Raw genomic sequence first — 22,313 nt, forward strand, 5'->3', positions numbered from 1 at the left:
AGACCTTCGCGCCATTTCGTTAATGAGCTCTGCCCGTTTCTACATAAGTTTCTTCATCGCCGGTAGGCTTTCCTTGCCACCAGGAAGCGAGAATGGAGCCGGTAATGTTCATAAGCGGCCCGAAAATCGCCGGTGCGAGGCCGACTGTGGCCATTTTACCCATTTCCTTGGCGATCCCGGAGGCTAACCCGCCGTTTTGCATACCTACTTCAATGGCTATCGTGCGGCAGTCGCGCTCGCTCATGCGGAACAGGCGGCCCGACCAGTAACCGAGCGTGTAGCCCGAGAGGTTGTGGATCAATACGAGCAGCAGCAATGCAGGCCCGATCGACAGCAGACTATCGCGGCCGGCAGCGGTGATGATCACGATAATGAATGCGATCCCGCCCATCGAAACGAGCGGCATAGCGGCGTCGAGCCATTTCACTTTTCCACTGAAAAGCTTGTTGAAGAGCAGCCCCGCGCCGATGGGAATAATCACCATTTTAATAATATCCCACATCATATGCAGCGTATCGATCTTCACGAATGCGCCCGCGAGCATGCTCATGAGGATTGGCGTGACGATCGGGGCGAGCATAGTGGAAATGGCAGTGATGGTAATAGATAATGCGAGGTTCGCTTTGGCCAGGTAGGAGATTACGTTAGAAGCCATACCATTCGGCGAGCAACCGATGAGGATGATACCCGCTGCGATTTCAGGAGGGAAACCGCTGAGGTTTGCCAGTGTGTAGCCAATAGTAGGCATGATGATAAAGTGGCTCACAACGCCGATCAACACCCCTTTGGGCATTTTAACGACTCCCACGAAATCACCGAAGCTCATGGAAGTACCCATTCCGAACATGATGATCTGGATTAACGGGGTAATGAGCGTCGAAAGTTTGAAGTCGCCTACGGTGAGGAAATGCTGCGGGTAGTACAATGCCGTGGTTACGGCCGCAAAAATGACGGTAGTGTAGGTGAAGCCTTTCAACTTTTCATAACCTCTGAAACTGATGGCTAGCGACAGAAAGAACCCGATAAAGAAAGGACCGGCCGAGGGGAGGTTTCCCGTGAAAGCGAAGTAGAGCGCTGTCAGCAGACATACCGCGGCGACGGCGGACATGAGCTTGTAAATATTCATATAAATGTATTTAAAATGCAATTTTGAAAAAGCGAAAGAAAATTCCTGTCTGTCTTACCAAACAGGAAATGCTGAAAACCAGGCTGGATTACTCGCTTACCAGGTTCTTTTTTTCATGTATTCGTCAAGCTCCGAACGTTTCATGGGAATTTCGTTCGGGTTGTTGTCCAGCCATTTAAGGAAGTCGTTTTTCAAAGTATCGGTCCACTGGCTGTCGATCTGGCCCGGGGTATACTTGCCTGCTTTCAGCATTTGAATGCCGAATTTGTCGCGCAATGCAATGAACTCGGCAGTTTGCACCACCTTCTCGACCATATGTGCAGGTACGAAGATCACACCTTCTTTTTTTGCCAAAACCAGGTCACCCGGGAGCACCACCGCACGGCCGATGCGGATGGGGGTATTAATGCCCGTTACCACCGCGTCTTTCAAGTAGGAAGGATCAAAATCGCGGACAAATGCATTGAAACCCGGGATTTTGGAAAGGCCGTCGAGGTCGCGCACAGAGGCATCGAAGACCACGCCATTGCCGGTTTTGGCAAAAATGGAGTTAGCAAGGTTGTCGCCGATCAGCGTTCCTTCTACGATTTTGCCCATACCGTCGGCCACATATACGTCGCCTTTGCTAAGCATGTCGATCGGCCAGGAGTTGGTGTTGCCGATGCGGCCCTGCTTGGCGCCGCGATCTTTGATATTCTTCTCGATATCCGGGCGTGAAGGCATGAACTGCGCCGTCAATGCGCGTCCGGCGATCACCACGTCGTCGTGTACAATTTTCCAGTTGCCTTCGAACTGGCAGTTGTAGCCCTCGTTTTTGAGCACTACCCAAGCTTCTTCGATATTGATTTCCTTCGCGCGGCGGACGAGGTCGTCGGAAATTTTCGGGCGGCCGTCGGGGAAGCGTTCACCTTTCCATTCGGAGGTCAGGAAAATCAGTTCTTCTTTCGGGATCGCCTGCGAATGTGCGGTTTGCAGGCTTCCGAAGGTCAGGGTCAGGATCGTCGTTAAAGAGAGAATCGGTAGTTTCATAAGACAGAAAATGTACGGCAGGGATATATTGAGTAGGTAAAATTAGGCAAAAAATGAATGGAAGCCCTTCGGGTGCGGCCGCAAGGACTTCCATTGTGACGGCTATCTTCTTGAAACTACAATCGGGTTGGTCAGGCCGTTGAGATCATACACCACTTTACCTGCGCGGATCGTTACTTCCGCTTCCAGTTTCTGCTTGCCTTGTACTTTGGCGCCGGTGTAATCGAAGAAACCGAATGTGCCGGTGTCGTTCATCTGGAACTTGCCGTCGAGCACGCGTAGCACGGATACGTCCGCACGAGAGCCTGTCGAAAGGTTACCCAGCTCTTCGCGGTGAATGGCTTGCGCGGGAGCCCAGGTGCTGGCTTTGATCACCGCAGGCAGGTCCATACCCATCGCTAGGAATTTGGACATGACATTGAGCATATCTTTCATCGCATTGTTCATACTGCCGGTATGGATGTCGGTGCTGATGGTGTTCGGGTAAAAACCGGTTTTGATGGCCGGAATCGCTTGCGAGAACGCGAAGCTGATACCGCCGTAACCCACGTCGAAAATGATGCCTTTTTTGCGTGCTTCATACACGAACGGCTTCACTTTGCCTGCTTTCACGTCCACGATCGGTTCGCGGCTGGCGAGCTGGCCAAAGCAATGGGTAAAAATGTCACCGGGGCGGAGGTGCTTCATGAAAAGCTCTTCGATCGGCAATACTGGCTGGCTGCCGCCGAAATCGATCATGACCGGGATGTTGGCCAGCTTGCCCGCTTCCACGGCGCGGTCGGTAGGCGCCCAGTTGTAACCGTTGAAGTGGGCGAGTTTGATACCCACAATATATTCAGGATATTCTTTCGCGACTTTGGCGGTTGCGGCAGCGTCCATATCCTCCACATTCTGCTCGTACGTACCGCCGCGCATACCCTCGCCTACGATGTTCAGGAACGAGAGCACACGTGTGCGTGAAGCGTCGATGGTTTGTTTCTTGAAATCGGGGAACGACTTCCAGCCGGCACAGCCAGCGTCCACGACGGTGGTAACGCCGGTACGGAAGGTAAAGCCGTCGGGTGGAAGCGCATTAGGACCATTGCTGTAAGTCTGGTCCATTCTGGTGCCGAAGAAATTGTGCGAGTGCATGTCGATCAGGCCGGGGGTGACGAATAGCCCTTTGGCGTTCACCACCTGGACGCCTTCTTTGGCATCGATGTTCTTCGCTACGAGCATGACCGTATCGCCTTTCAGGGCGACGTCCATAATGCTGTTGATATTGTTTTTGGGGTCAATCACGTGACCGCCTTTGATGACGATCGAGTACTTCTGTGCGTGTGCGGCAAAACCGGCAGAACAGAAGAGGGCAGCGGCAATGAATACTTTTTTGATCATGGGTTTTGGTTTAGGAAAGAGCTATTATAGTTAAGACAAAAAACACATTGAAATTCCTCATTCACAGATCGAAAAATTTTTAGGCTTAAAAAGCGATACGGACTGCCGATTTTGGTCGGCAATCCGTATCGGTCATTTACTTCATAAACAAACAGCGCATGGGCCCCGCTTATTTATCCCACCAAACTACACTCGAAAGCGTGTTAGTACCGCCCTGACGGGTACGCGCTTCGTAAAAATTCACTTTGTTATAGAGCTCCTCAGAATCTGGGATCACGAAGCGGGTCGGGATTTTACCGCCCGTGAGGTTACCCGGATAGTTGGTTGGCGTCAGCTTCGGATAACCCGTGCGGCGCCAGTTGGAGAAGATCTCGTATTCGTCTTCCAGGAACAGCGCCAGCCATTTTTGCGTACCGATCTGCTCCATTTTCTGGGCGGTTGTACCGGCCGTGTTGAATGCATTGTTTTTCAGGTAAGCCGCGATTTTAGCATCCGAGATTACACCCGATGTTCCAAACAGCGCCCATTGTTTCAAGGCGGAAGTGACGGCTGCATTGTAAGATGCCTCGGCAGTCGCACCGCTGTACCAGCCTCTGAGGTTCGCTTCCGCGAGCAGCAGGTGCATTTCGGCCGGGGTCATTACCAGCAACGGCGCGCTGTATTTCAGGATCGTGGCCGGGTTAGGCTCCGAATAGGTATTGAAATCGGCCGGACGGCTATTGAAGGCTGCATTAGGCATCCCTTTCTGCAAGGCGGTCGTGGTGTCTGCGGTGAAGCTTTTGCCATCGGCCGAAGGAATCCAAACGATCGAAATTACATTCAGGCGCGGATCATTGGTCGTTTTCAAATGGTCGATCAATGTTTTTGCAAACTTTCCGCCTTCTACATTATCGCCACCCGGATTCACATAGTCGGTGCTCATCAGACCGGCCGAGATGAAGTTACGGCTGGCTGTGATAGAGCCATCTACGTAATCGATCTTGGCGAGTTCCGAATCGGCCGTAATCACACCGCCTGCAATGGCTTTCTTCACCCAAGTTTCAGCCATCGCGGGATCAATTTCGGTGAGACGCATTCCAAGACGGAGCATCAGCGAATAACCGAATTTTTTCCACATGGTGATCTGCTCAGCAGCCGAACGTGAACCGTATACCAGGTCGGCACTGCCGAAAGTAGCTTTCGAAGCGTCGAATGCAGCGATGGATTCGTCGAGCTCCTTCAATAGATCCGCGTAAATCGACGCCTGCGAGTCATACTTCGGCGTGAAGTTCTTGTCGGTCAGCGCCCTGCCTGCTTCCGAATAAGGAATGTCGCCGTAAAGGTCGGTAAGGCGGTGGTACAGGTAGGCTTTCCAGATACGTGAAACCGACATTTTGTTCACATTGTCCGGTGATGTTTTCAGCGCGTCGATTACCTGCGCAATGTCGATTACCGCGCCTGCCGTAGCCGGGTCGCCGCCGAACAATGCCCAGTTGCCATTGGAATAGGTATAATTGAAATACTTATCACCCGCCGCAGGCACTTCTTTGTAGGTCGCGAAATGCTGCATCGACTGCCCGATCGTCAGGTAGGCGCCGCCGGTGAAGTTGTTGCTCACGGTCGTTAGCTGCGTCCGGGTAAACAGGAAGCCGGGTACGACATCCCTTGACGCATTGGGGTTCACATTCATTTCCTCGAAATTATTGTCGCAGGAGGAGATGAAGGCGGCCATCATGGCCATATATGATAGTTTCAGGAATTTGTTCATCGTGACAAAAATTTTGAATGATTAAAACTTCACTGTCAGGTTCACGCCGATGTTTCTGGTACGAGGCACACCAAATGCTTCCAGTCCCTGCGCGTTACCGTTGGTATAGCTTGATTCCGGATCGAAGTATTTGTTGCGTTTGTCTTTGTAGAGCAAGGCAAGGTTACGTCCCACGATCGAGATCGAAGCCGATTGCAGCTTGGCACCCAGTACCGAGAAAGCAGGCAGGTTGTAGCTCAGGATGATCTGGCGGAGTTTCACGAAATCATTGTTGAACGTGAAAATACCTGTGTAGTTTTTATCATTGTCATAGTAGGTATCAATGTCTTTCTTCTCCCATGTTTTGCTGAATGGAGCACCTTCCGGCGTTACACCGGTTACTGTCAGGCCGGTTTCACGACCAGGAAGCGTCTCCTTAGGCAAGCCGAAGCGGTAGGCATACTGGTACATGTTCGAATACACCACGCTTCCGAATTTGCCATCGATGAGGATGTTCAGCGAGAAGTTTTTGTATTTGAAATTGTTGGTGATACCCATTGTCCATGGAGGCGTGCCGTTACCCAGTTTTTCCAGGTTGCCGCGTACCGCGTAGTTGCTGGCTGTGTTGTAGACAATGTTGCCGTTGGCATCTTTGAGCTTGTTGTAACCCCAAACCTCGCCGTAAGTACCACCCACAACGTTATTGATCAAACCACCACCCACACCGGTTCCGATACTGAGGCTAGGCAGGTTATCGGCCAGTTTGATGATCTCGCTTTTGTTGTAGGCCACGTTGTAGCTTATATCCCAAAGGAAATTGGTGCGCTTCATCGCAGTTCCGGTCAGCAAAAGTTCGATACCCTTGTTGCTCAGTTCGCCTACGTTCAACAAAGCGGAAGTGTAACCCGATGTTGCTGCGATGTTACTTTGAACGATGTCGTTCGTGGTCTTGCGGTTATAGAGCGTAAGGTCGATTCCCAGGCGGTTTTGAAGGAATTTGGCTTCGATACCCGCTTCATAGGTAGTTGAAGTAAGCGGTTTCAAATCGGGGTTTGGTACAACCGACGATGACAATTGCTGAACCGGCCTTCCATTGTGGCCACCTACCGCCATTGCATAGCTTTGGTAAATCTGGTAAGGAAGCACGTTTGCGCCACCCACCTGTGCCCATGAACCGCGCAGTTTTGCGAAACTTACTGCCGTCGGAAGGTTGAATGCCTCCGAGAGGATCAACGATCCACCTACCGCAGGGTAGAAAATGCTGTTGCTTTTGCTGTTCAATACGGAGAACCAGTCCTGGCGGCCCGATACGGTCAGGTAAGCAAAGCCTTTGTAACCCAAATCCGCGGAACCGAAAATGGAGTTGATAGCGCTTTTGTTATAGGTCGGAACAACGGTCGAGGTAGCCAGGTTGGTAAAGCTGTAAAAACCTGGAATCGTAAACTCCGTACCGTTGAATGCAGTCTGGTCGGTAATGCTTCTTTGCATGTTACCACCCACCAATGCCGAGAAATTCAGGTCTTCCGAGAAATCCTTCTGGTAGTTCAGCGTCAGCATTCCGTTGGTTTCCGACGAAGTTACTTTTTTCGATTCGTAGGTTCCCAGCGGTTGGTATGCATTGTTGGTCGGTACCACGAATTCGTAGCTGAAATCGTAATAGTCGCGGCTCACGCTACCTTTGATGAACAGGTTGTCAAGGATATCGTACTTAATGTTCGCCTGGCCCAGGAAACGGTTTTTCTGATCTTCATTCTTGAACTTGTTGATCACGAAATAAGGGTTCGGAGCGGCTGGTACCGGGTTCCATTCAACTTCCTTGCCGGTTGTCGCGTCGTAGCCGGGGGAAAGGCTTCTGATGTCCACGGTATTGGCTACCAGGTAAGTTGCCCAGTGCGGGTTATAATCCGCGTAACCTACTTTCGGACGGTTGTGGCCGTTTTCGATGTTGTACTGAACAACCGTTTCAATGCTCAGTTTTTTACCCAGGAAAGCATTCAGGTTAAGGTTGGCGATTCTTCTGGTAAAGGAAGAATTCGGCACAATGCTGTTCGAGCTGGTATTGTTCAGACCGAAACGGAAGTTGACGTGCTCGTTACCGCCCGTGAACGACAGCGAGTTGATATAGTTGGTACCGGTGCGGTAAAAGTTTTTCAGGTTGTTTTTCTGAGGAGAATAGGGGCGTGCGACGCCGTCGAACTGGACAACAGGGGTGCCGTCCATTTTCGCACCATAAGACAAGCGGCCTGAACTTTTTGCCTCGTCCTGTGTAGTGGGCTTCACGCCATCCACACCCTGGCCGTATTCGTATTGCCAGTCAGGAATGATTGAAAGGTTATCCACCGAGAAATTGCCATTGTATTCCACGCCGATACCTTTCTGCGCGCGTCCTTTTTTCGTAGTAATCAAAATCACACCATTGGAAGCGCGTGCACCGTAAAGCGCAGCCGCGGGGCCACCTTTCAAAACGCTGATCGATTCGATATCGTCCGGGTTGATACCACCGATACCGTCACCGCGGTCGGTGTTGTTACCGTTACCGTCCGAAGCATTGCCACCGCCGGGAACGCTGTTGTCCATCGGCATACCGTTGATTACGTACAAAGGCTGGTTGTTACCGCTCAAAGAACCGTTACCACGGATGATAATGCGGCTCGAACCACCAGGACCTGTCGACATACCGGTTGCGTTAACGCCGGCAATTTTACCTGTCAATGCATTGGCCACGTTGTTTTCGCGGGCTTGGGTAAACTCGCTTCCTTTCACCTCTGTCACTGCATAAGCGAGCGCTTTTTTCTCTTTCGAAATACCCAAAGCGGTTACAACAACCTCGTTCAGCGCTTTTGCCTCAGGCGCGAGCTGCACATCAATGTTCGTTTGGCTGCCCACAGTGATTTCCTGCGAAGTATAGCCTACAAAGCTGAAAACCAGGACAGCGGCAGAAACCTCGCCATCGGGGATATCCAGAAAAAATTTACCTTCCGCGTCGCTGGAAGTTCCTCTCTGAGAACCTTTCACCAGCACGCTCACACCGGGCAGACCTGCGCCGGTTTCATCCTTTACGATTCCGGTAACATTACGTTTCGGAGCAGTTTTGGCAGCATTTTCTTCAACGGGTGCCTGTTCGCGGCGCAGGATAATGCGGTCCTGTACCACTTCGTAAGTAACTTTATGCGGGGTCAGAATTTTACTGAGAACTTCGGATAATGATTCGTCCTGAAATTTATAGGATGCTTTCTGATTGTTGAAGATCTGAGGGTTGTACATGAACTTAACCTTCGTCACATTCTCGATCTTTTCCAATGCCTTGTCAATCTCGGAATTGGCTAAACGCAAAGTCACTTTTTGTTCCAGCACACGTTGTCCACGCACGTCGTTCGCATGAACGAAAGTGCTGAACGCGATGGAGAGCAGGGCTTGATACAGAGTAATGCGCATGATTTTCTGTAAAGCATGGTGAAATTGTACTCTTTTTGACATAATTTTGATTTTTGTCGGGTTAAAATTCGGCATAATGATTCCCACAGCAGCCTCATTCAGATGCTGTTAAGCGTACACAAGCAGGGGATTGATTTGGTCGGTGGTGTTGCAGCATCATCGACCTTCTTTGGAACTGAAAAATTAGTAGCGGTTTCTGGTCATAGGCACGGGTGAATTTGTCATAAAGTATTGAGAGAAAGGTATTTCATTCATTAACATCCTTTGCTGGTGATGATGATGCTGGCATCGAGCTGCTCATACTGTGCGCCGATAGTCTTGCAAATCAGGTTGATCTTCTCGAACAGCGGCTCGTCGGAAAGCGAAGCGGTGAGGTAGCAGTTCTGCATCACTTCCGCATCGAAGACGATCTTCACACCATATGATTTTTCCAATGCCGCGAACACCTCCGTAATGGGCGTTCCCTTGAATTCAAATGACTGTCGCTGTATCGGCAATTCCAGGAGTTTCGGATCTGGAATAAGACTTCTCGTGAGCCGTAACTCGTTGGGAGCGAAGGTGATCTGCTGATTGGGCGTGAGCACCATTCCGCCGAGCTTGTCATCCGCATGCTGGCTGGCAAGCGCCTCCTTCGTCATCGGGAATACCGAAACCTTGCCCGTTTTTACAACCACTTTCACTTCCTGGTCGTCGAATGCGCTCACTTTAAAGCTGGTACCCAGTACTTTGGTCGCCAGCGTATGTGCATACACGTAAAAAGGTTTGTCGGGATTTTTAGCGACTTCAAAAAACGCTTCCCCTTTCAAAAACACCTCCCGCTTGCGGCCCTCGAAGCGGCGGGGGTAGGTAATGCGGCTGTCGGGCTGTAAAACCACCGAACTACCGTCTTCCAGGATCACCAGTTTCGCTTCGTTACCCGTATTCACCGCCTCGATGAGCGGCTCTTTGATCTGGCTGAGGATCACTTTGTACTGATCCGACTGTTTTTGCGAAAGCGTTTGTTTGTTGTACCACCATCCGGCGAACATGAGGATCAGCACGGAGGCAGCCATATGGTACCAGTTTGGCCTGAAACGCAGCCAAACCGACGATTTTTTTGCATTGTTTTCACCGATCGCGTGTGAGAGCCGGTAAATTTCATTAGCCACCTCCTCATCCGAAATCCGATCGAATACCGCTTCCGTCATCGCCAGGAAGTTCCGGGCGCGATTGACGAGGTCCAGTTTGTCCGGATGATGTTCCAGCCATTCGGTCCATGCGGCTTCATCGGCAGGGCTGTTGAACAGCACCCAGCGTCTGAAAGATGGATCGGCGGCCAGTTCCTCCGGAAGAAAATTGCGGTAATGGAGCATATAGGGCAAATAATAATATGGCTAATTTTAATAAGGATGCGAGAACATTGGGTCAATACTCTTCTTTTGGAAATTAATTTTTGAAAAATTTCGAAACGGCGAATAATGTCTGGCGCGGCACGGCGACAACCGGGTTTATTGACCGTTAATTGGCAGATATTAGCCGAAGATTCATTGGTTGATTTTTAGGATATCAAAAGCTTGGTGTTTTTGGTATCGACTCGTATCTTTATGTAACAAGTCGAAGATAATTCTGGAAAATTAATTGATAACTTAGAAAGCGTAACCGAGATGAGATACCCCATGACTCCGGACTATCAAAGAGCGAAAGGCGAAGCTATTCACCTGCTGCATCAATATGGATTGGAGAAGCCACCCGTCAACCCGATGGATATCGCGAAGGACTTAGGGGTAAAGGTATCTTTCGTTGAATTTGAGAAGGATCTTAACAATATATCGGGGTTTTACGATTTCGAGGAGGACACGATATATGTGAATAAAAATGAATATCCACTGAGGAAGACTTTCACGATCGCGCATGAGTTAGGCCACAGAATATTGCATGCGGAGTGGGCGAAATCTTCGGACTATAAGGTGCTGATGCGCGGAGATGTGCGTACGGACGACCCTAAGGAGGCGGAAGCCAATGCGTTCGCGGCTAATCTGCTTGTCCCACGGTTTATGCTCAATAAATACTGGGAGGAGTTCTCCGCCACACAGCTTTCCGAGTTGTTTGTAGTATCTGTTCCGGTGATCAGGAACAGGATTTCTTTCGAATATGGAGTCTAAGAGGATTCAAGCAAAGAGGGGGATTATAAAGACAGAGCAGACAGACATAGAGTTAAGCGAGAAACAACTCGCCGCCCGTCAAATGGAGTTTGAAATTGCCAAGGAGCAGAACCGGCATGAAAAGGAAATGCGAAGCACGGAACTGGGCTTTTTAGGTTGGTTTTTTGGGGATGGGCGGAATACGCAAACTTTCGTTGCATTAATCGCTGTTTTTTCGGGAGTAATGATTTTTGGGACATGCCTGGTAGCCGCATACCGGAAGCCGGTAGAAGCACATTTCTGGTCAGATGCCGGTTTGAAGGCATTGGCATTTGCGGGGACTTCACTGGGGTATTTGTTCGGAAGAGGGGCGGTTGGAAGTAGGAAGTAACAACTAAATCTTAAAGATGAATCTGACTATCGTAATAACTCCTGACGACGAAATGCTGATCGCACAAGTTCTGGAGGTGCCTGGGGTCATAACGCAGGGGAGAAATATCAAACAGGTTATGGAAAATATCCAGGACGCACTTGAACTGTACTTTCTGGATCTGACAAATTCTGAGTAGCCAGGTTGAATAGTTAAAGATACTTTGCAAGAAGCTTCACTTTTCGCAGTTGAATCGCTAGCAACCAACTACCGGCAACTGATGCTACAAATGTTATTACAAACTTGGCGAATGCGGCAAGCGGTATATCAAGCAACAAGTATTGTCCCCAAATCACGAACGGATAATGCAGCAAATAGATCAGATACGCGTGATCCGAGAGGGAGTTCCATACGGTATTTGGCTTTTTGACGAGTGCGCGGAAAGTGGTCAGAAACGCAATGCAACTGAATGTGCATGACGAAGAGTAAATTGTGTAGTAGATAAGGTATCCTTGAAACTCGGTTAATGTACTGTTTTTAACGAGTGTGGTCAGGTAGGGCGATGAGATCGTTAGTAACGTATATGCTAGTCCGCACGCTAACGCCCAGAACGGCCAGCGACGTACGAGCGTGGAGGAATTGCTGAACATTCCTTCATTAAAGTTCACATGACCCAGCCAGGCGCCGAGTAGGAAATAGCCGAAGTACAATGCAACCCGACTGACCTGGAAATCGAACGGCCCGAAGCCGGTCCATTTGTACGGCCCAAGCCAGAATGCGAATGGAACGTACAATGCGAACGTGAATAAGAACCAGGAAAGAATCAACGCTGCGGGTTTACAAAGGCGAGGTATGCGTGTACCTGCCCTCACGGAAGGAGTAAATGCCGGGCGGAGCGGGGTGTAAATAACCGCGAATGTAATGCTGAATGTAAAAAGTACCCAAATGAACCACGGAGGACCCACGGGCCATTGCTCGATGAAGAAAAAATCAGTTACGTACGCGGTCAGGGGCGCGCTCCCGTGTGCGAGCAGGTATGCGGGATAATGCGCGATAAGATTCAGGATCGTACCACCAGCGATGAAGGGAATAAACAACCTGTAAAGACGGTCCCGGATAAATGCGACGGCTCCTTTTCGCTCAATGCTTTTGATAACGAATAACCCGGCGATCAGGAACATCAGCGACATGAAGAACACATCGTTGAAATTTTCGAAAATATCCAACCCTATCCAGCGCCGGGAGTCGACGACCGGATGCGTGGAGCGGATGTAGGCAACCTTGTCAAAATGGGCAAAGGTCGTGTATGCGAGAGAGGAGTGGTGGGCAACCACCAGAATGGTCAAAAAAGAACGAAGGTAATCGATCCAGAGCGTTCTGCTGGGAGCTTGTTGCATGGGCTGTGAGTTGTTACCGGAAGGATGCATTAAATGAACGCCCGGTTGCATGAGGCCGTGATTTTCAGGAAAGATAGAGCAATGGTTTTTGGTGATTCCAGCGCTGGAATTTGATGCCGCAAGTTGGCAAGATCAGCTAGAATTGTAACGCGAAGCAAAGCAACAGCAGGTTGCTGATCGGGTGAATGTGCTGTTTCAGCGCGGTGATCGCCTTGAAAAGCAGGTTCGCTACCGATTGCCGGTTTACCTGCATGAGGTCGGCGATCTGTTCGTTGTCCATGCCTTCAAAGTATTTGAGGAAGACAGCTTCCTTCTGGCGGCGGGGCAGCTCCTCGATGGCACAGCGTACTTTGACCTGATTTTCGCTCAGCAGTTCGTTCCGCTCAATTTCGGTTTCGACTGTCTGATAATCGGAGACCTGGCCGGCTTCGTCGATGTCGAGGAAGGGATGCGAGCCGTTGCTGCGGCGGAATTCCTGCATGAGCTGATTGCGCAATGCACGGAGGAAGTAGATGGTAACGAACTGGATCTGAATGTTCTGACGTCGTTCCCAGATGTGGATCATCAGGTCCTGAACGGCGTCTTTGATGAATTCCCTATCGGAAGTGAAGTTGCAGGCGTAATTGAACAGCGTGCGGTACTGTTTGTCGGCGAGCTGGCAAAATGCCAGACTGTCCCCGGCCTGGCTTTGGTGCCAGAGATTTAAAAGAATTTCATTCTCCTCAGCGATGCGTTGTTTCTTGTTCAATTCTTGTCGGGTCAGTTAAACAAATTAACTGTTTAATCGGGATAATCTAAAATATAAGTCCGACTTTATTTTTAGTGAGCGAATTTAATCCTGGTGAATTGTATTATTCCGAAATAAAAATTTGACAAAAGTGAAGTGAGTAGCCCGTTGTGAGTGTTTGGTTACTTTTGGAATTAGGAGGAAAGGAAGAAGTTCCCATTCCTCCCTTTCACCTAGACGTAAGCAATACAGTCGATCTCGACGAGTGAATCGCCTGGTACGCCGCCGTAAACGGCAACGGTCGTACGGCATGGGGGCTTGCTGCCGAAACGACCTTTATAGGCCTCGTTCATGGCTTTGTAGTCGTTCAGATCGTGAAGGAATACCGAGCATTTCAGCACTTTTTCCATTGAAGAACCTGCTTTGATGAGCTCTTTTTCCAACTCGTCGAGCACGTGCTTGGTGTGAGCGGTGATGTCGCCGTCGAAGTGGGCGCCTTTGCCTGCTACGAAAACGAGGTTGTTAAACTTTGTATGGCCCGAGAAAAGGGGTACGTCCTGGTACATTTCTACGTCGCCCACTTCCTTTTGAGGTGCGGCTGCCGCTACTTCTGCATTGGCTTTGGACGCAACGCCGATACCTGCGATACCGGCAACGGAAGCAAAGAGTTTTTTGATAAGAGATCTTCTTTCAGATTTCATAACAGATTAATTAAGGTTATATGTAGAACGAGATGTATTACGAAGTTTTCTTTTTGGCTTTTTTCGCCAGCTTGTCGTTGGCTGGCAACGTGATTTTCCAAAGGCTTCCTCCGGCTTTGTTACCGCCTTGCTTGCCGCCGTATTCAATGACATACAGTGTGTTACCAATAAGTAGTGCATCCGTGGGAGCAGTGAAGTTATTGATAATGCTGGTGGTTTTGGTTTTGTAATTGTCGGTCTTTTTATCGTAAACCATTTCCAGATGAAGCAGGTCCTTGCCATATCTGCGCAATGGATTCGGGTTTACGACGCCGTTACGCGGGCCGCCGGTGTAACGGATCACGAAGCCGTCGCCGGTGAATTCCTTGCCCAATGCATTATGGGTATCGAAGAAAATACCCAGCGGTGATGAATGCGCATTGAACGTGCCTACGGTAGCGCCGGTCGTGTCGCCGTCCATTACCACGCCGGTTTTACGGTCGCGGTACTCGTTGGCATCCGGGCCCATGTTTTGCACCGAGGGAGAGAACTTCACGCCGGCCGGCCGTTTCGGAAAGTCGGGGTCGTTGTGAAAGTATTTCATGAGGAATGCGAATGCGAATTTGCTCAGGAAAGGATCTTTTTCAGGGTCCGGGTTGAAATCCGGGAACTGCTGCGGGTTTTCGATGCCGCCCATTACCCATGGAAAGCCATAATGATGCCCCTTGCGCACCCAGAACATGTCTTCCGGGTGGTCGTAGTCACCGGAGTTGGAAACTGCGAAGAGATTGCCTTTTGCGTCGAATGCCATGTCGTAGGCATTGCGGATGCCTTCGGCGAAAATGTAGCCGTCGGCTTTCAGTTTGGCCAGATCGGTCGAAATTAAGAGATCTTTGGAGTTGATCGGGAAGCGGAAAATGTTTGCCGTGAGCGCATTGTCGCGTGCATTGGGATATTCTCCGCCGTTGTCCTGCACTTCGCCGTGGTCAGTGCGGGCGCCGGTGTTAACGTAAATGTATTTGCCATCCGGACTGATTTCCAACGCGTTCCAGCCGTGGTCGAAGGTCGTTTTATTTGCGCCGTACTCGACGGTATTGAAAACGACCGTCATCTCCGGCTTGTCGACGCCCTGCTTCATTTCGTAGCGGACCATCCGGCCTTTGTTGCCTTTGTTGTTGTTCACACTCACATTGCCTGCCAGGAAGAGGGTATTGCCGTGGAATGCAGCGCCTTGCAAGCGCGGAATGCCGTGGTCTTCTACGGATAGCAGCTTTTTGCTCACGGGCTTGCCGTCCTCGACAACGATTTTAACTACATCACCAAAAAAAGTGGTGTAGTACATTTCGCCGGTAATGGGATGTTGGATCAGGCGGACCGCTTCCGGTTCCACTTTCATGTACTCCTCAATGGTAATGTCGTCGCGAAGTGCTTTGGGGACGGACGTGGTGACCTCCCGTTGTTGTCCGAAAACATGAAACGTCATGCCCAGGGCGAGCACCGACGTGAATCCGGATTTGATGATACGGCTGTAATGTAACATAGTGTTTTAAGGGGTCTAGGATATTTCAAAAGGGTATTACTCGGTTTTGCCCAAATGCCGGATGTATGCCACAAGCTGCCAGCGCTGCTCGGCGGTGAACACATCCTGGAACGGCGGCATATTGCCCCGGCCGTTCGACATTTTCCAGAACAGTGAGCCGTCGCTTTGGGCTTTTACCAGGGTATCATGAAAATTGGCCGGTTTCTGGCCCAGCGCACCTCCTGCGGCCCCGTCGCCGTAGCCGCCCTCGCCATGGCAGGAAGAGCAGTATAATGTAAACAGCTCTTCGCCCTGCGCGAGCGTAAGCGGCTCCTCATGGAAAGGGCTTTTCAGCGTATCGGCCCAGGCCGGTGCCTTCCATGGGTCCTGGGTATCGTGTGTGAAAGTGTTCTTTTCGGAAGAAAACCCCGCGAGGCCGATCCCGGAAAGAATGATAAAGCTTGCGGCTATAATATTGTTTTTCAACATGAATATACAGAAATGGTGAGTTAGTTACTTTGCCATTCTTCCTCCAACCCCTTTAAAGGAACACTCAATTGCCGGAGAGTAATATCCGCTTAAACGGGGTTGGAAGATGAATGGCGTAATATCCTGCTATTTAATCGATGCCCGTACTTTGGCTACTTCCTCTGTCGTGACCGGGCCCGCATTATTTCCGAAATTACTCCGAATGTGCGTCAGTACTTCTGAAATTTCTTCGTCTTTCAAAAAGCTGTGTTGCGGCATTACATTGTTGTAGGCCTGCCCTTTCACCTCGATCGGGCCTTCCAGGCCATTCAATAACACCTTGATCAGCCTTTCCTTGTCGCCGGTAACCCATTCGGCTCCTCCCAGTGGCGGGAAGCGCTGCGAGTCGCCCATGCCGTTGCGTTGGTGGCAGGCGGTGCAATACACACTGTACACCTTTCCGCCCGCGACAGGTTTGTCTTTGTCCAGGTTATCGTTTACAAAATCAGGCGTGCGGATGTGCGTCATCGTCTTGCGCTGCTCCATTTTCGCCAATGCGGGTTTAGCAAACTTCTTCTTGTTGCCTTTGTAAGTCACTTTCCAGATTTTGCCTTTTTCTGTTTCCGCAATGTAAATCGAGCCGTCGGGCCCCATGGCGATACCCATTGGCCGATATACCGCGTCGCTGACGTTCACGATAGGGTCGAGGCCCGCGAAGCCGTCCGCAAAAATTTCGTATTCGCCCGCCACCTGGCCGTTTTTGAAGGGTACAAAACCGATGAAATAGCTCGATTGCGGATAAGGCGCGCGATTCGTAGAACCGTGGAACGCGATAAACGAACCGTTTTTATAATGCTCGGGAAACTGGCTGCCCTGGTAGAAAAGGATGTCGTTAGGCGCCCAGTGGCCAGGGAAACCAATCAAAGGTTTTTCATATTGATCACATTGACCTACAATTTTACCATCACCACCATATTCCGGGTTGAGCACCTTTTTCGCCTGCATCTGGTCCCAATAGCAATAAGGCCAGCCGGCGTGGGTGCCTTCTTTTATTCTTAAAAACTCCTCGGAAGGCAGCAATGCACTTTGCCAGCCATTATAAAGCTGCGGCCAGAGGCGAAGCAGGTCGTCGCGGCCGTGTTGTACGGCGTAAAGGTTATTATCCTGGAAATTCCAGTCCAGCGCCACTACACTTCGCAAGCCTGTCGCGAATTTGGTGCCGTCTTTCTGTAACTGACCGGTCTTGTTCGCATCGAATTTCCAGATTCCGCCGTGGTCTTCGAGGATAGGGCATGGGTCCATTCCTTTGGAGCCTGGCGTGCGGTTTTGCTCCTGGCACGCATTGGAATTGGCCCCGAAAGGCACATACATAAAGCCCTTGTCGTCAAATGTAATGGGCTTGGCGATATGCTCGTGCATGCCGTGCGGGTGGTCGTCCGTGAGGATCACTTCCTCCGGACTTTCCGGAACCAGCTTACCGGGCGTGAGTTTGTAACGGTAAACCACGAGTTCGGAGCTGAAATACAGGTAACCCTTGTAAATCCGCATGGCCGTACCGTAGGCGCGTTCCTTGGCAGCACCGCCGAAGCGCTTGATAATATCTGCCCGCCCATCGTTGTTCGTATCACGAAGCGCGATGACCGATTCTCCCTTGTCCGCAAATCGCGCTTTCACATAAATATCACCATTGTCATTCACGGCAAGATGTCGTGCGCGACCCGGAAGGCTGTCGACCACCACCGTAGCCTCAAATCCATCCGGCAAAAACAGGCCTCCGTTTTTGGTATTAACAACCGGCAAATCCCGGTCGGAGTGCTGCGTAAACCCGAGTGCCAGCAACACCAGCAAGGAAGCAGACCATTTTGAACGTTTTTTCAACATAGGTTAATTAAAGAGGGGTTCAGGTGATTTATCGGCGGTCGGTGGTCAGCTGTCGGTGGTCGAAATTTGACCGCCGACTGCTGACCGCCGATTACGTTATTTCGTCAAATATATCGGCGTTGTGATGCCGTTCAAATCATAAACTATTTTTCCGCCCATTACGGTGAGCTCGCATTCCAGTTTTTCTTTGCCTTCCACTTTATACCCGGTTTTATCGTAAAAGCCAAAATTTCCTTTCCGCATCGAGAAAACGGCTACGTCGGCGATGGCGCCTTCCGTAATATGGCCGAGCTGCTCGCGGTGGATCACTTTGGCGGGTTCCCAGGTGCTGGCTTTGATGATCGACGGGAGATCCATGCCCATGTTATAAAACTTCGACATAATGCTCAGCATGTCCTTCATCGAGCCGTTCATGCTGCCCGTGTGGAGGTCGGTGCTGATGGTATTAGGATAGAAACCGGCTTTCATCGCCGGAATAGCCTGCGAATAGTTGAAGCTCGCGCCGCCGTAGCCCACGTCGAAAACAATGCCGCGCTTGCGTGCTTCGATCGCGAAGGGCTTTACTTTTTGGGTGGCTTCGTCCACGATGGTTTCCCGGATATTACCTTCGAGCAATGTGTATGCGTGTGTATATATGTCGCCCGGGCGAAGGTGTTTCATGAACAGCTCTTCGAGCGGAAGGGGAGGCGTACTGCCGCCAAAATCGACCATGACCGGCATATTCGCCAGTTTACCGGCCTTTACTGCATTATCTACCGGTTTCCAATCCTTGCCCATGAAATGCGCTACCTTGAAACCGACCACGTCGTTACGGTTTTGAATGGCGACACCCGCGGCCAGGTTCGGGTCCATATCGGCCGTATCCTGCTCCCAGTTGCCGCCGCGCATGCCTTGTCCGACAATGTTCAGGAACGAGAGCACACGGGTTTTGGAATGGAAAATTACATTGTTTTTAAACTCTGAAAACGAATCCCAGCCGGCACCGCCCGCGTCGACAATCGTCGTCACGCCTACGCGGAAGGTGAAACCGTCGGGTGGTAACGCCACCAAACCATTACTGAGGTAATGGTTTGGCTCGGTACCAAAAAACACGTGTCCATGGATATCGATCAATCCGGGTGTAACAAACATCCCTTTGGCATCCACCACCTGGCGGGCCTCCTTCGGATCGATATCCTTCGCCACTTTTTTGATCTTCCCTTCGAAAATACCTACATCCATCACCTGATTGATATTGTTCTTCGGGTCGATCACTGTGCCGCCTTTGATCAGTACACTGTACGTCTGGGCATGGGATACCACGCCGAGCAGACATGCCAGAAAAATGAAAAGGAAGGACCTGTGTTGCATTTTACTTCTTGAAAAGGTTTGGGTTTAGGAAGAGTTAAATGGTACTGTACATATTTAAACAACTGCTTTCGACAGTTCTTCTTTCAGTCTGGACGCTACGATTTTCTCCTCGCCCGCTTTGAGCATCCAGGTGGTAATGGTCAGCGAATTATTTTCCGCCGGCATTATTTCGATCGACGGATTGCCTTTGCGAAGTGCTTCCTGCAAGGTCTTCACAGGCAGGCTGATCTTCGCGGCATCCCACGATACTTTCAGTGTGGGGGTATGGTTGCCCAGTTCAGGGACAGTGACTTCGGTGATGACACCTTTCACGCTTTTGACAGCATTCTCGATGGTTGCCACGCGGTCTTCCCATATTTTCCACTCTTTCTTATGATCCATCTTCACGAAATTGTCGAGTGCGACATACATGCCGAGGATCTCTTCTTTATTCACTTTCATACCGCGGCCGATCGTCGAGCCACGTGGGGGCATACTGAGACGCGCGGCGTCGATGTACTGCTTTTTGCCCATCAGGATACCCGCGCTTTGCGGCCCGCGCATCGCTTTCCCGCCCGACACGCACACGATGTCGAAGCCAAGGTCATTGAAACGCCAGAGGTTTTCAACCGGCGGCACGTCGGCAGCCATATCGATCATTGTCGGAATGCCGTTCTTTTTGGCGATTTCGATCCATTGCTCGTGCTTGATCTGTCCTTTGTCGGACTGGATATGGAGGAACCACATCAATGCCGTCTTCTCGTTAATGGCCTTCTGCAACTCTTCCGCCGTTTCAACCTGCACGATTTTACAACCGGTGTTGGTCAATGCATGCGAATAGCCGATGTTATGGCCTTTCTGAATAATCACTTCCGACTTCATACCGGTACCTTCCAGATGCGGGAGCGCTTCCACTTTTTTCTGGTCCATGCCTGTGAGCACGCCAGCAAGCCCCAGCGTCAACGCGGAGAAACAGCCGGCAGTCACCACCGCCGATTCGGCATGGGTAATGGCGGCGATTTTCTCGCCAACCTTGGTCTGGACTTCATCGAGCATCATAAACTCCTTCGCGGCGCCCTGGATCGTTGCCACCACATCGTCCTGCATAAGGGAACCGGTCATCATGGTGTAGGTACCTGCTGCATTAATGAATGTACGGATGCCCAGTTCTTTGGCTAAGTTACGGACCGGTGCCTTGGCCAGCAGGCCGGCGGCCTCAGCGGTGCCATTGCCCAGGAATCCGCCCAGGAGGGGAACTGTGGACAGATGCTTGATTAAATCTCTACGGTTTATCATAATGGTTAAGGACTGGATAGATTGGTTAAAGGCTTTACAAAAACGGTTCAGGCATTATGCAGAGAAAAGATGCGTTTTATGGGGCTCAATACTCTGTTTTGTGAGTTTATTTTTTTAATAAATCAAAATTTTAAAAATAAACTTTGGTAAATGCCGTTTTCGATACCTTTTTATTCCGATCGTCAGATTTTTTGAAAGTGCCTTCCGGAATAATTTACCGGAAGGCACTTATTTTCCATCAAATCGCTAGTTTTTGTCCCACCAGAGCGGCGTTGCTGCATTGTCGGGTCCGCCCAGGAGTTTCACTGCCGCATCTACGGCCTGCCCGTTGTTTTGTTTCTCCTGCAACAGAAATGGGATACGCCTCACGACCGCCGTGGTAGGAACGTCGGTGTTGACCGAGTTGACCACCGGGTATAGTTTCGGAAGTCGCGTCCGACGGAATTCCGCCCACGCTTCTATACCGTCCGGATATATCGCCAGCCATTTTTGCGTAGCGACCTGCTCACGTTGGATCGCTTCTGTCGTGCCCCATTTTACAGGAATGTTGGAAAGCGCTGCGGATTGTTGCTGGTCGCCCGGAGCAACCGGTGTTTTTGTACTGTTAATGTAAGTGGTAACCGCCGCTCCGGTAATGCCCCAGCCTTCCATCGATGCCTGGATGCCCTTCTCATAAAACGACTGCGCGGTTCCGCTGCCTACGTTCCAGCCATTCAATGCGGCTTCGGCGAGCAGGAAGTAGGCTTCGGCAGTATGCATTACGTCTTGCTTAACAGCCAGCTGTCGGTCCCATGCCGATCCGCCACCCGTGTTGCGGATCCAGCGCTCGCCGATATTGGAATTGTTATCGTTGCTGTTCGCAGCCACCGCCAGCTCCGTAGGACCCAGGCCATTACGTATACCTTCGTACGATTTGGTAAGGAACGCAGGCTGGAAGTAAATGCCGATACGAGGGTCCTCATAGCCTTTTAATACCGATTCCATTGCCGCGCTCATCCGGAACTCGCCCCATCCCGAGATGGTTGCAAGGCCGTTGTTGTCGCCGCCGAGCAGGCTTTTTGCCATGTAGGCATTGTCGGCAACGTCGCTCAACAGGCCTCCGGCAATCGCCGCTTCGGCTTCCATTTTGGCTTTCGCAGGATTTACCTTCGAAATACGAAGTGCCAGGCGCAGGCGCAGCGTGTTGGCGAACTTGATCCATTTATTGACATCACCACTATAAATGATATCGTAGGTGCCGAAAGGTTTGTCGGTTGTTTTTCCCTTCAGCAATGCGGTTGCCTCGGTAAGGCGTTTGAAGAAATCATTGTAAATTTCTTCCTGCGAATCATACTTGATCGGCGTCGCGTCTTTGCCGGCTTCTGAATAGGGGATCGGGCCGTAGTAATCGGTTACCCTGTGGAAAGAGAACACCCACCATATGTTGGCCAATGCATACTGCGATGTCGATTTATCGAGCTTTTCGAACAGAATTTGCAGCTGTGGCACCACCTGGGTGTAAACCGGGTTCCAGTGGTTGTCGATCCAGGTCGGGTGCATGAAGTAGCGGTCCGACTGGAAATTCGGGGTAGTCGTAGCGAAATATTGCGCATACAAATCCGCGAACAGATTCTGGGCGGTTTGGTAGGTTCCTGCCGAATACGATGACTGCTGTTGCGCACGCGAGAACACGTAAGGTAGTTCCGCGTCGGTAATGGAGGTAAGTGCCGTGCGGCTGGTATTCAGTTCGTCGAAATCACCCGTGCAGCCTGCCACAACCATTGCCGAGCCTGTAAGGACGCTCAATGTGGTTGCTCTGATATATTTATTCAATGCTAATTTCATGTTACAGTA

17 protein-coding genes are annotated in these 22,313 nt (G+C 50.6%); 2 read left to right on the top strand and 15 right to left on the bottom strand.

Features of this window, described 5'->3' with window-relative positions; all coding sequences use genetic code 11:
• Positions 1 to 19: 19 nt before the first annotated feature.
• From BMW93_RS16720 to BMW93_RS16745, 6 genes are all read right to left on the bottom strand, one after another.
• On the bottom strand, positions 20 to 1,126 hold the full coding sequence (locus BMW93_RS16720; protein WP_090378456.1) for a bile acid:sodium symporter family protein: 1,107 nt from the start codon (positions 1,124 to 1,126) through the stop codon (positions 20 to 22).
• A gap of 96 nt (positions 1,127 to 1,222) precedes the next feature.
• Positions 1,223 to 2,155, bottom strand: a complete 933-nt coding sequence (locus BMW93_RS16725) for an RraA family protein (protein ID WP_090378459.1) — start codon at positions 2,153 to 2,155, stop codon at positions 1,223 to 1,225.
• Positions 2,156 to 2,257: 102 nt separating this feature from the next.
• The gene (locus BMW93_RS16730; RefSeq protein ID WP_090378463.1) at positions 2,258 to 3,532 is read right to left on the bottom strand and encodes an amidohydrolase/deacetylase family metallohydrolase; all 1,275 of its coding nucleotides are present in this window, start codon (positions 3,530 to 3,532) and stop codon (positions 2,258 to 2,260) included.
• A 169-nt stretch (positions 3,533 to 3,701) separates the two neighbouring features.
• On the bottom strand, positions 3,702 to 5,279 hold the full coding sequence (locus BMW93_RS16735; protein ID WP_090378466.1) for a SusD/RagB family nutrient-binding outer membrane lipoprotein: 1,578 nt from the start codon (positions 5,277 to 5,279) through the stop codon (positions 3,702 to 3,704).
• Positions 5,280 to 5,300: 21 nt separating this feature from the next.
• Positions 5,301 to 8,693 (bottom strand): SusC/RagA family TonB-linked outer membrane protein, encoded by a 3,393-nt coding sequence (locus BMW93_RS16740; RefSeq protein ID WP_229240518.1) that lies wholly within the window; start codon positions 8,691 to 8,693, stop codon positions 5,301 to 5,303.
• Between the two features lie 254 nt (positions 8,694 to 8,947).
• On the bottom strand, positions 8,948 to 10,045 hold the full coding sequence (locus BMW93_RS16745) for a FecR family protein (protein WP_090378472.1): 1,098 nt from the start codon (positions 10,043 to 10,045) through the stop codon (positions 8,948 to 8,950).
• Between the two features lie 303 nt (positions 10,046 to 10,348).
• On the opposite strand from BMW93_RS16745, the gene BMW93_RS16750 reads away from it, so the two are divergent.
• Positions 10,349 to 10,834, top strand: a complete 486-nt coding sequence (locus BMW93_RS16750; RefSeq protein WP_218147700.1) for an ImmA/IrrE family metallo-endopeptidase — start codon at positions 10,349 to 10,351, stop codon at positions 10,832 to 10,834.
• Between the two features lie 82 nt (positions 10,835 to 10,916).
• Complete coding sequence (locus BMW93_RS16755; protein WP_143061664.1) at positions 10,917 to 11,204, top strand: hypothetical protein; 288 nt, start codon at positions 10,917 to 10,919, stop codon at positions 11,202 to 11,204.
• Positions 11,205 to 11,395: 191 nt separating this feature from the next.
• Here the strand turns inward: BMW93_RS16755 and BMW93_RS16760 are convergent, their stop codons facing one another.
• The 9 genes from BMW93_RS16760 to BMW93_RS16800 form a co-directional block, all read right to left on the bottom strand.
• Positions 11,396 to 12,580, bottom strand: coding sequence for an acyltransferase (locus tag BMW93_RS16760; RefSeq protein ID WP_090378887.1), 1,185 nt, complete (start codon positions 12,578 to 12,580; stop codon positions 11,396 to 11,398).
• A gap of 136 nt (positions 12,581 to 12,716) precedes the next feature.
• Positions 12,717 to 13,328: an RNA polymerase sigma factor gene (locus BMW93_RS16765; protein ID WP_090378481.1), complete on the bottom strand. Its 612-nt coding sequence runs from the start codon at positions 13,326 to 13,328 to the stop codon at positions 12,717 to 12,719.
• 212 nt (positions 13,329 to 13,540) lie between these two features.
• Positions 13,541 to 14,008 (bottom strand): RidA family protein, encoded by a 468-nt coding sequence (locus BMW93_RS16770; protein ID WP_090378483.1) that lies wholly within the window; start codon positions 14,006 to 14,008, stop codon positions 13,541 to 13,543.
• A 37-nt stretch (positions 14,009 to 14,045) separates the two neighbouring features.
• Positions 14,046 to 15,527: a sorbosone dehydrogenase family protein gene (locus BMW93_RS16775; RefSeq protein ID WP_090378486.1), complete on the bottom strand. Its 1,482-nt coding sequence runs from the start codon at positions 15,525 to 15,527 to the stop codon at positions 14,046 to 14,048.
• Positions 15,528 to 15,563: 36 nt separating this feature from the next.
• Entirely contained in the window at positions 15,564 to 15,995 is a 432-nt protein-coding gene (locus BMW93_RS16780; protein ID WP_090378489.1) for a cytochrome c, read from the bottom strand.
• 126 nt (positions 15,996 to 16,121) lie between these two features.
• Positions 16,122 to 17,855: a c-type cytochrome gene (locus BMW93_RS16785; RefSeq protein ID WP_090378492.1), complete on the bottom strand. Its 1,734-nt coding sequence runs from the start codon at positions 17,853 to 17,855 to the stop codon at positions 16,122 to 16,124.
• A 96-nt stretch (positions 17,856 to 17,951) separates the two neighbouring features.
• Complete coding sequence (locus BMW93_RS16790; RefSeq protein WP_090378494.1) at positions 17,952 to 19,205, bottom strand: amidohydrolase/deacetylase family metallohydrolase; 1,254 nt, start codon at positions 19,203 to 19,205, stop codon at positions 17,952 to 17,954.
• A 54-nt stretch (positions 19,206 to 19,259) separates the two neighbouring features.
• A complete protein-coding gene (locus BMW93_RS16795) occupies positions 19,260 to 20,480 on the bottom strand; it encodes an aminotransferase class V-fold PLP-dependent enzyme (RefSeq protein ID WP_090378497.1) in 1,221 nt (406 codons plus the stop codon).
• Positions 20,481 to 20,726: 246 nt separating this feature from the next.
• Complete coding sequence (locus BMW93_RS16800; protein WP_090378500.1) at positions 20,727 to 22,304, bottom strand: SusD/RagB family nutrient-binding outer membrane lipoprotein; 1,578 nt, start codon at positions 22,302 to 22,304, stop codon at positions 20,727 to 20,729.
• Positions 22,305 to 22,313: the final 9 nt, after the last annotated feature.

This window comes from Dyadobacter sp. SG02, from assembly GCF_900109045.1.
GTDB lineage: Bacteria > Bacteroidota > Bacteroidia > Cytophagales > Spirosomataceae > Dyadobacter.

Bases quoted from the DNA above. Each gene is read 5' to 3' on its own strand.
- BMW93_RS16730 (WP_090378463.1), bottom strand. From the start codon at position 3,532: ATGATCAAAAAAGTATTCATTGCCGCTGCCCTCTTCTGTTCTGCCGGT.
- BMW93_RS16735 (WP_090378466.1), bottom strand. From the start codon at position 5,279: ATGAACAAATTCCTGAAACTATCATATATGGCCATGATGGCCGCCTTC.
- BMW93_RS16790 (WP_090378494.1), bottom strand. From the start codon at position 19,205: ATGCAACACAGGTCCTTCCTTTTCATTTTTCTGGCATGTCTGCTCGGC.
- BMW93_RS16795 (WP_090378497.1), bottom strand. From the start codon at position 20,480: ATGATAAACCGTAGAGATTTAATCAAGCATCTGTCCACAGTTCCCCTC.
- BMW93_RS16785 (WP_090378492.1), bottom strand. From the start codon at position 17,855: ATGTTGAAAAAACGTTCAAAATGGTCTGCTTCCTTGCTGGTGTTGCTG.
- BMW93_RS16760 (WP_090378887.1), bottom strand. From the start codon at position 12,580: ATGCAACAAGCTCCCAGCAGAACGCTCTGGATCGATTACCTTCGTTCT.
- BMW93_RS16800 (WP_090378500.1), bottom strand. From the start codon at position 22,304: ATGAAATTAGCATTGAATAAATATATCAGAGCAACCACATTGAGCGTC.
- BMW93_RS16750 (WP_218147700.1), top strand. From the start codon at position 10,349: ATGACTCCGGACTATCAAAGAGCGAAAGGCGAAGCTATTCACCTGCTG.
- BMW93_RS16780 (WP_090378489.1), bottom strand. From the start codon at position 15,995: ATGTTGAAAAACAATATTATAGCCGCAAGCTTTATCATTCTTTCCGGG.
- BMW93_RS16745 (WP_090378472.1), bottom strand. From the start codon at position 10,045: ATGCTCCATTACCGCAATTTTCTTCCGGAGGAACTGGCCGCCGATCCA.
- BMW93_RS16775 (WP_090378486.1), bottom strand. From the start codon at position 15,527: ATGTTACATTACAGCCGTATCATCAAATCCGGATTCACGTCGGTGCTC.
- BMW93_RS16720 (WP_090378456.1), bottom strand. From the start codon at position 1,126: ATGAATATTTACAAGCTCATGTCCGCCGTCGCCGCGGTATGTCTGCTG.
- BMW93_RS16770 (WP_090378483.1), bottom strand. From the start codon at position 14,008: ATGAAATCTGAAAGAAGATCTCTTATCAAAAAACTCTTTGCTTCCGTT.
- BMW93_RS16755 (WP_143061664.1), top strand. From the start codon at position 10,917: ATGGAGTTTGAAATTGCCAAGGAGCAGAACCGGCATGAAAAGGAAATG.
- BMW93_RS16725 (WP_090378459.1), bottom strand. From the start codon at position 2,155: ATGAAACTACCGATTCTCTCTTTAACGACGATCCTGACCCTGACCTTC.
- BMW93_RS16740 (WP_229240518.1), bottom strand. From the start codon at position 8,693: ATGCGCATTACTCTGTATCAAGCCCTGCTCTCCATCGCGTTCAGCACT.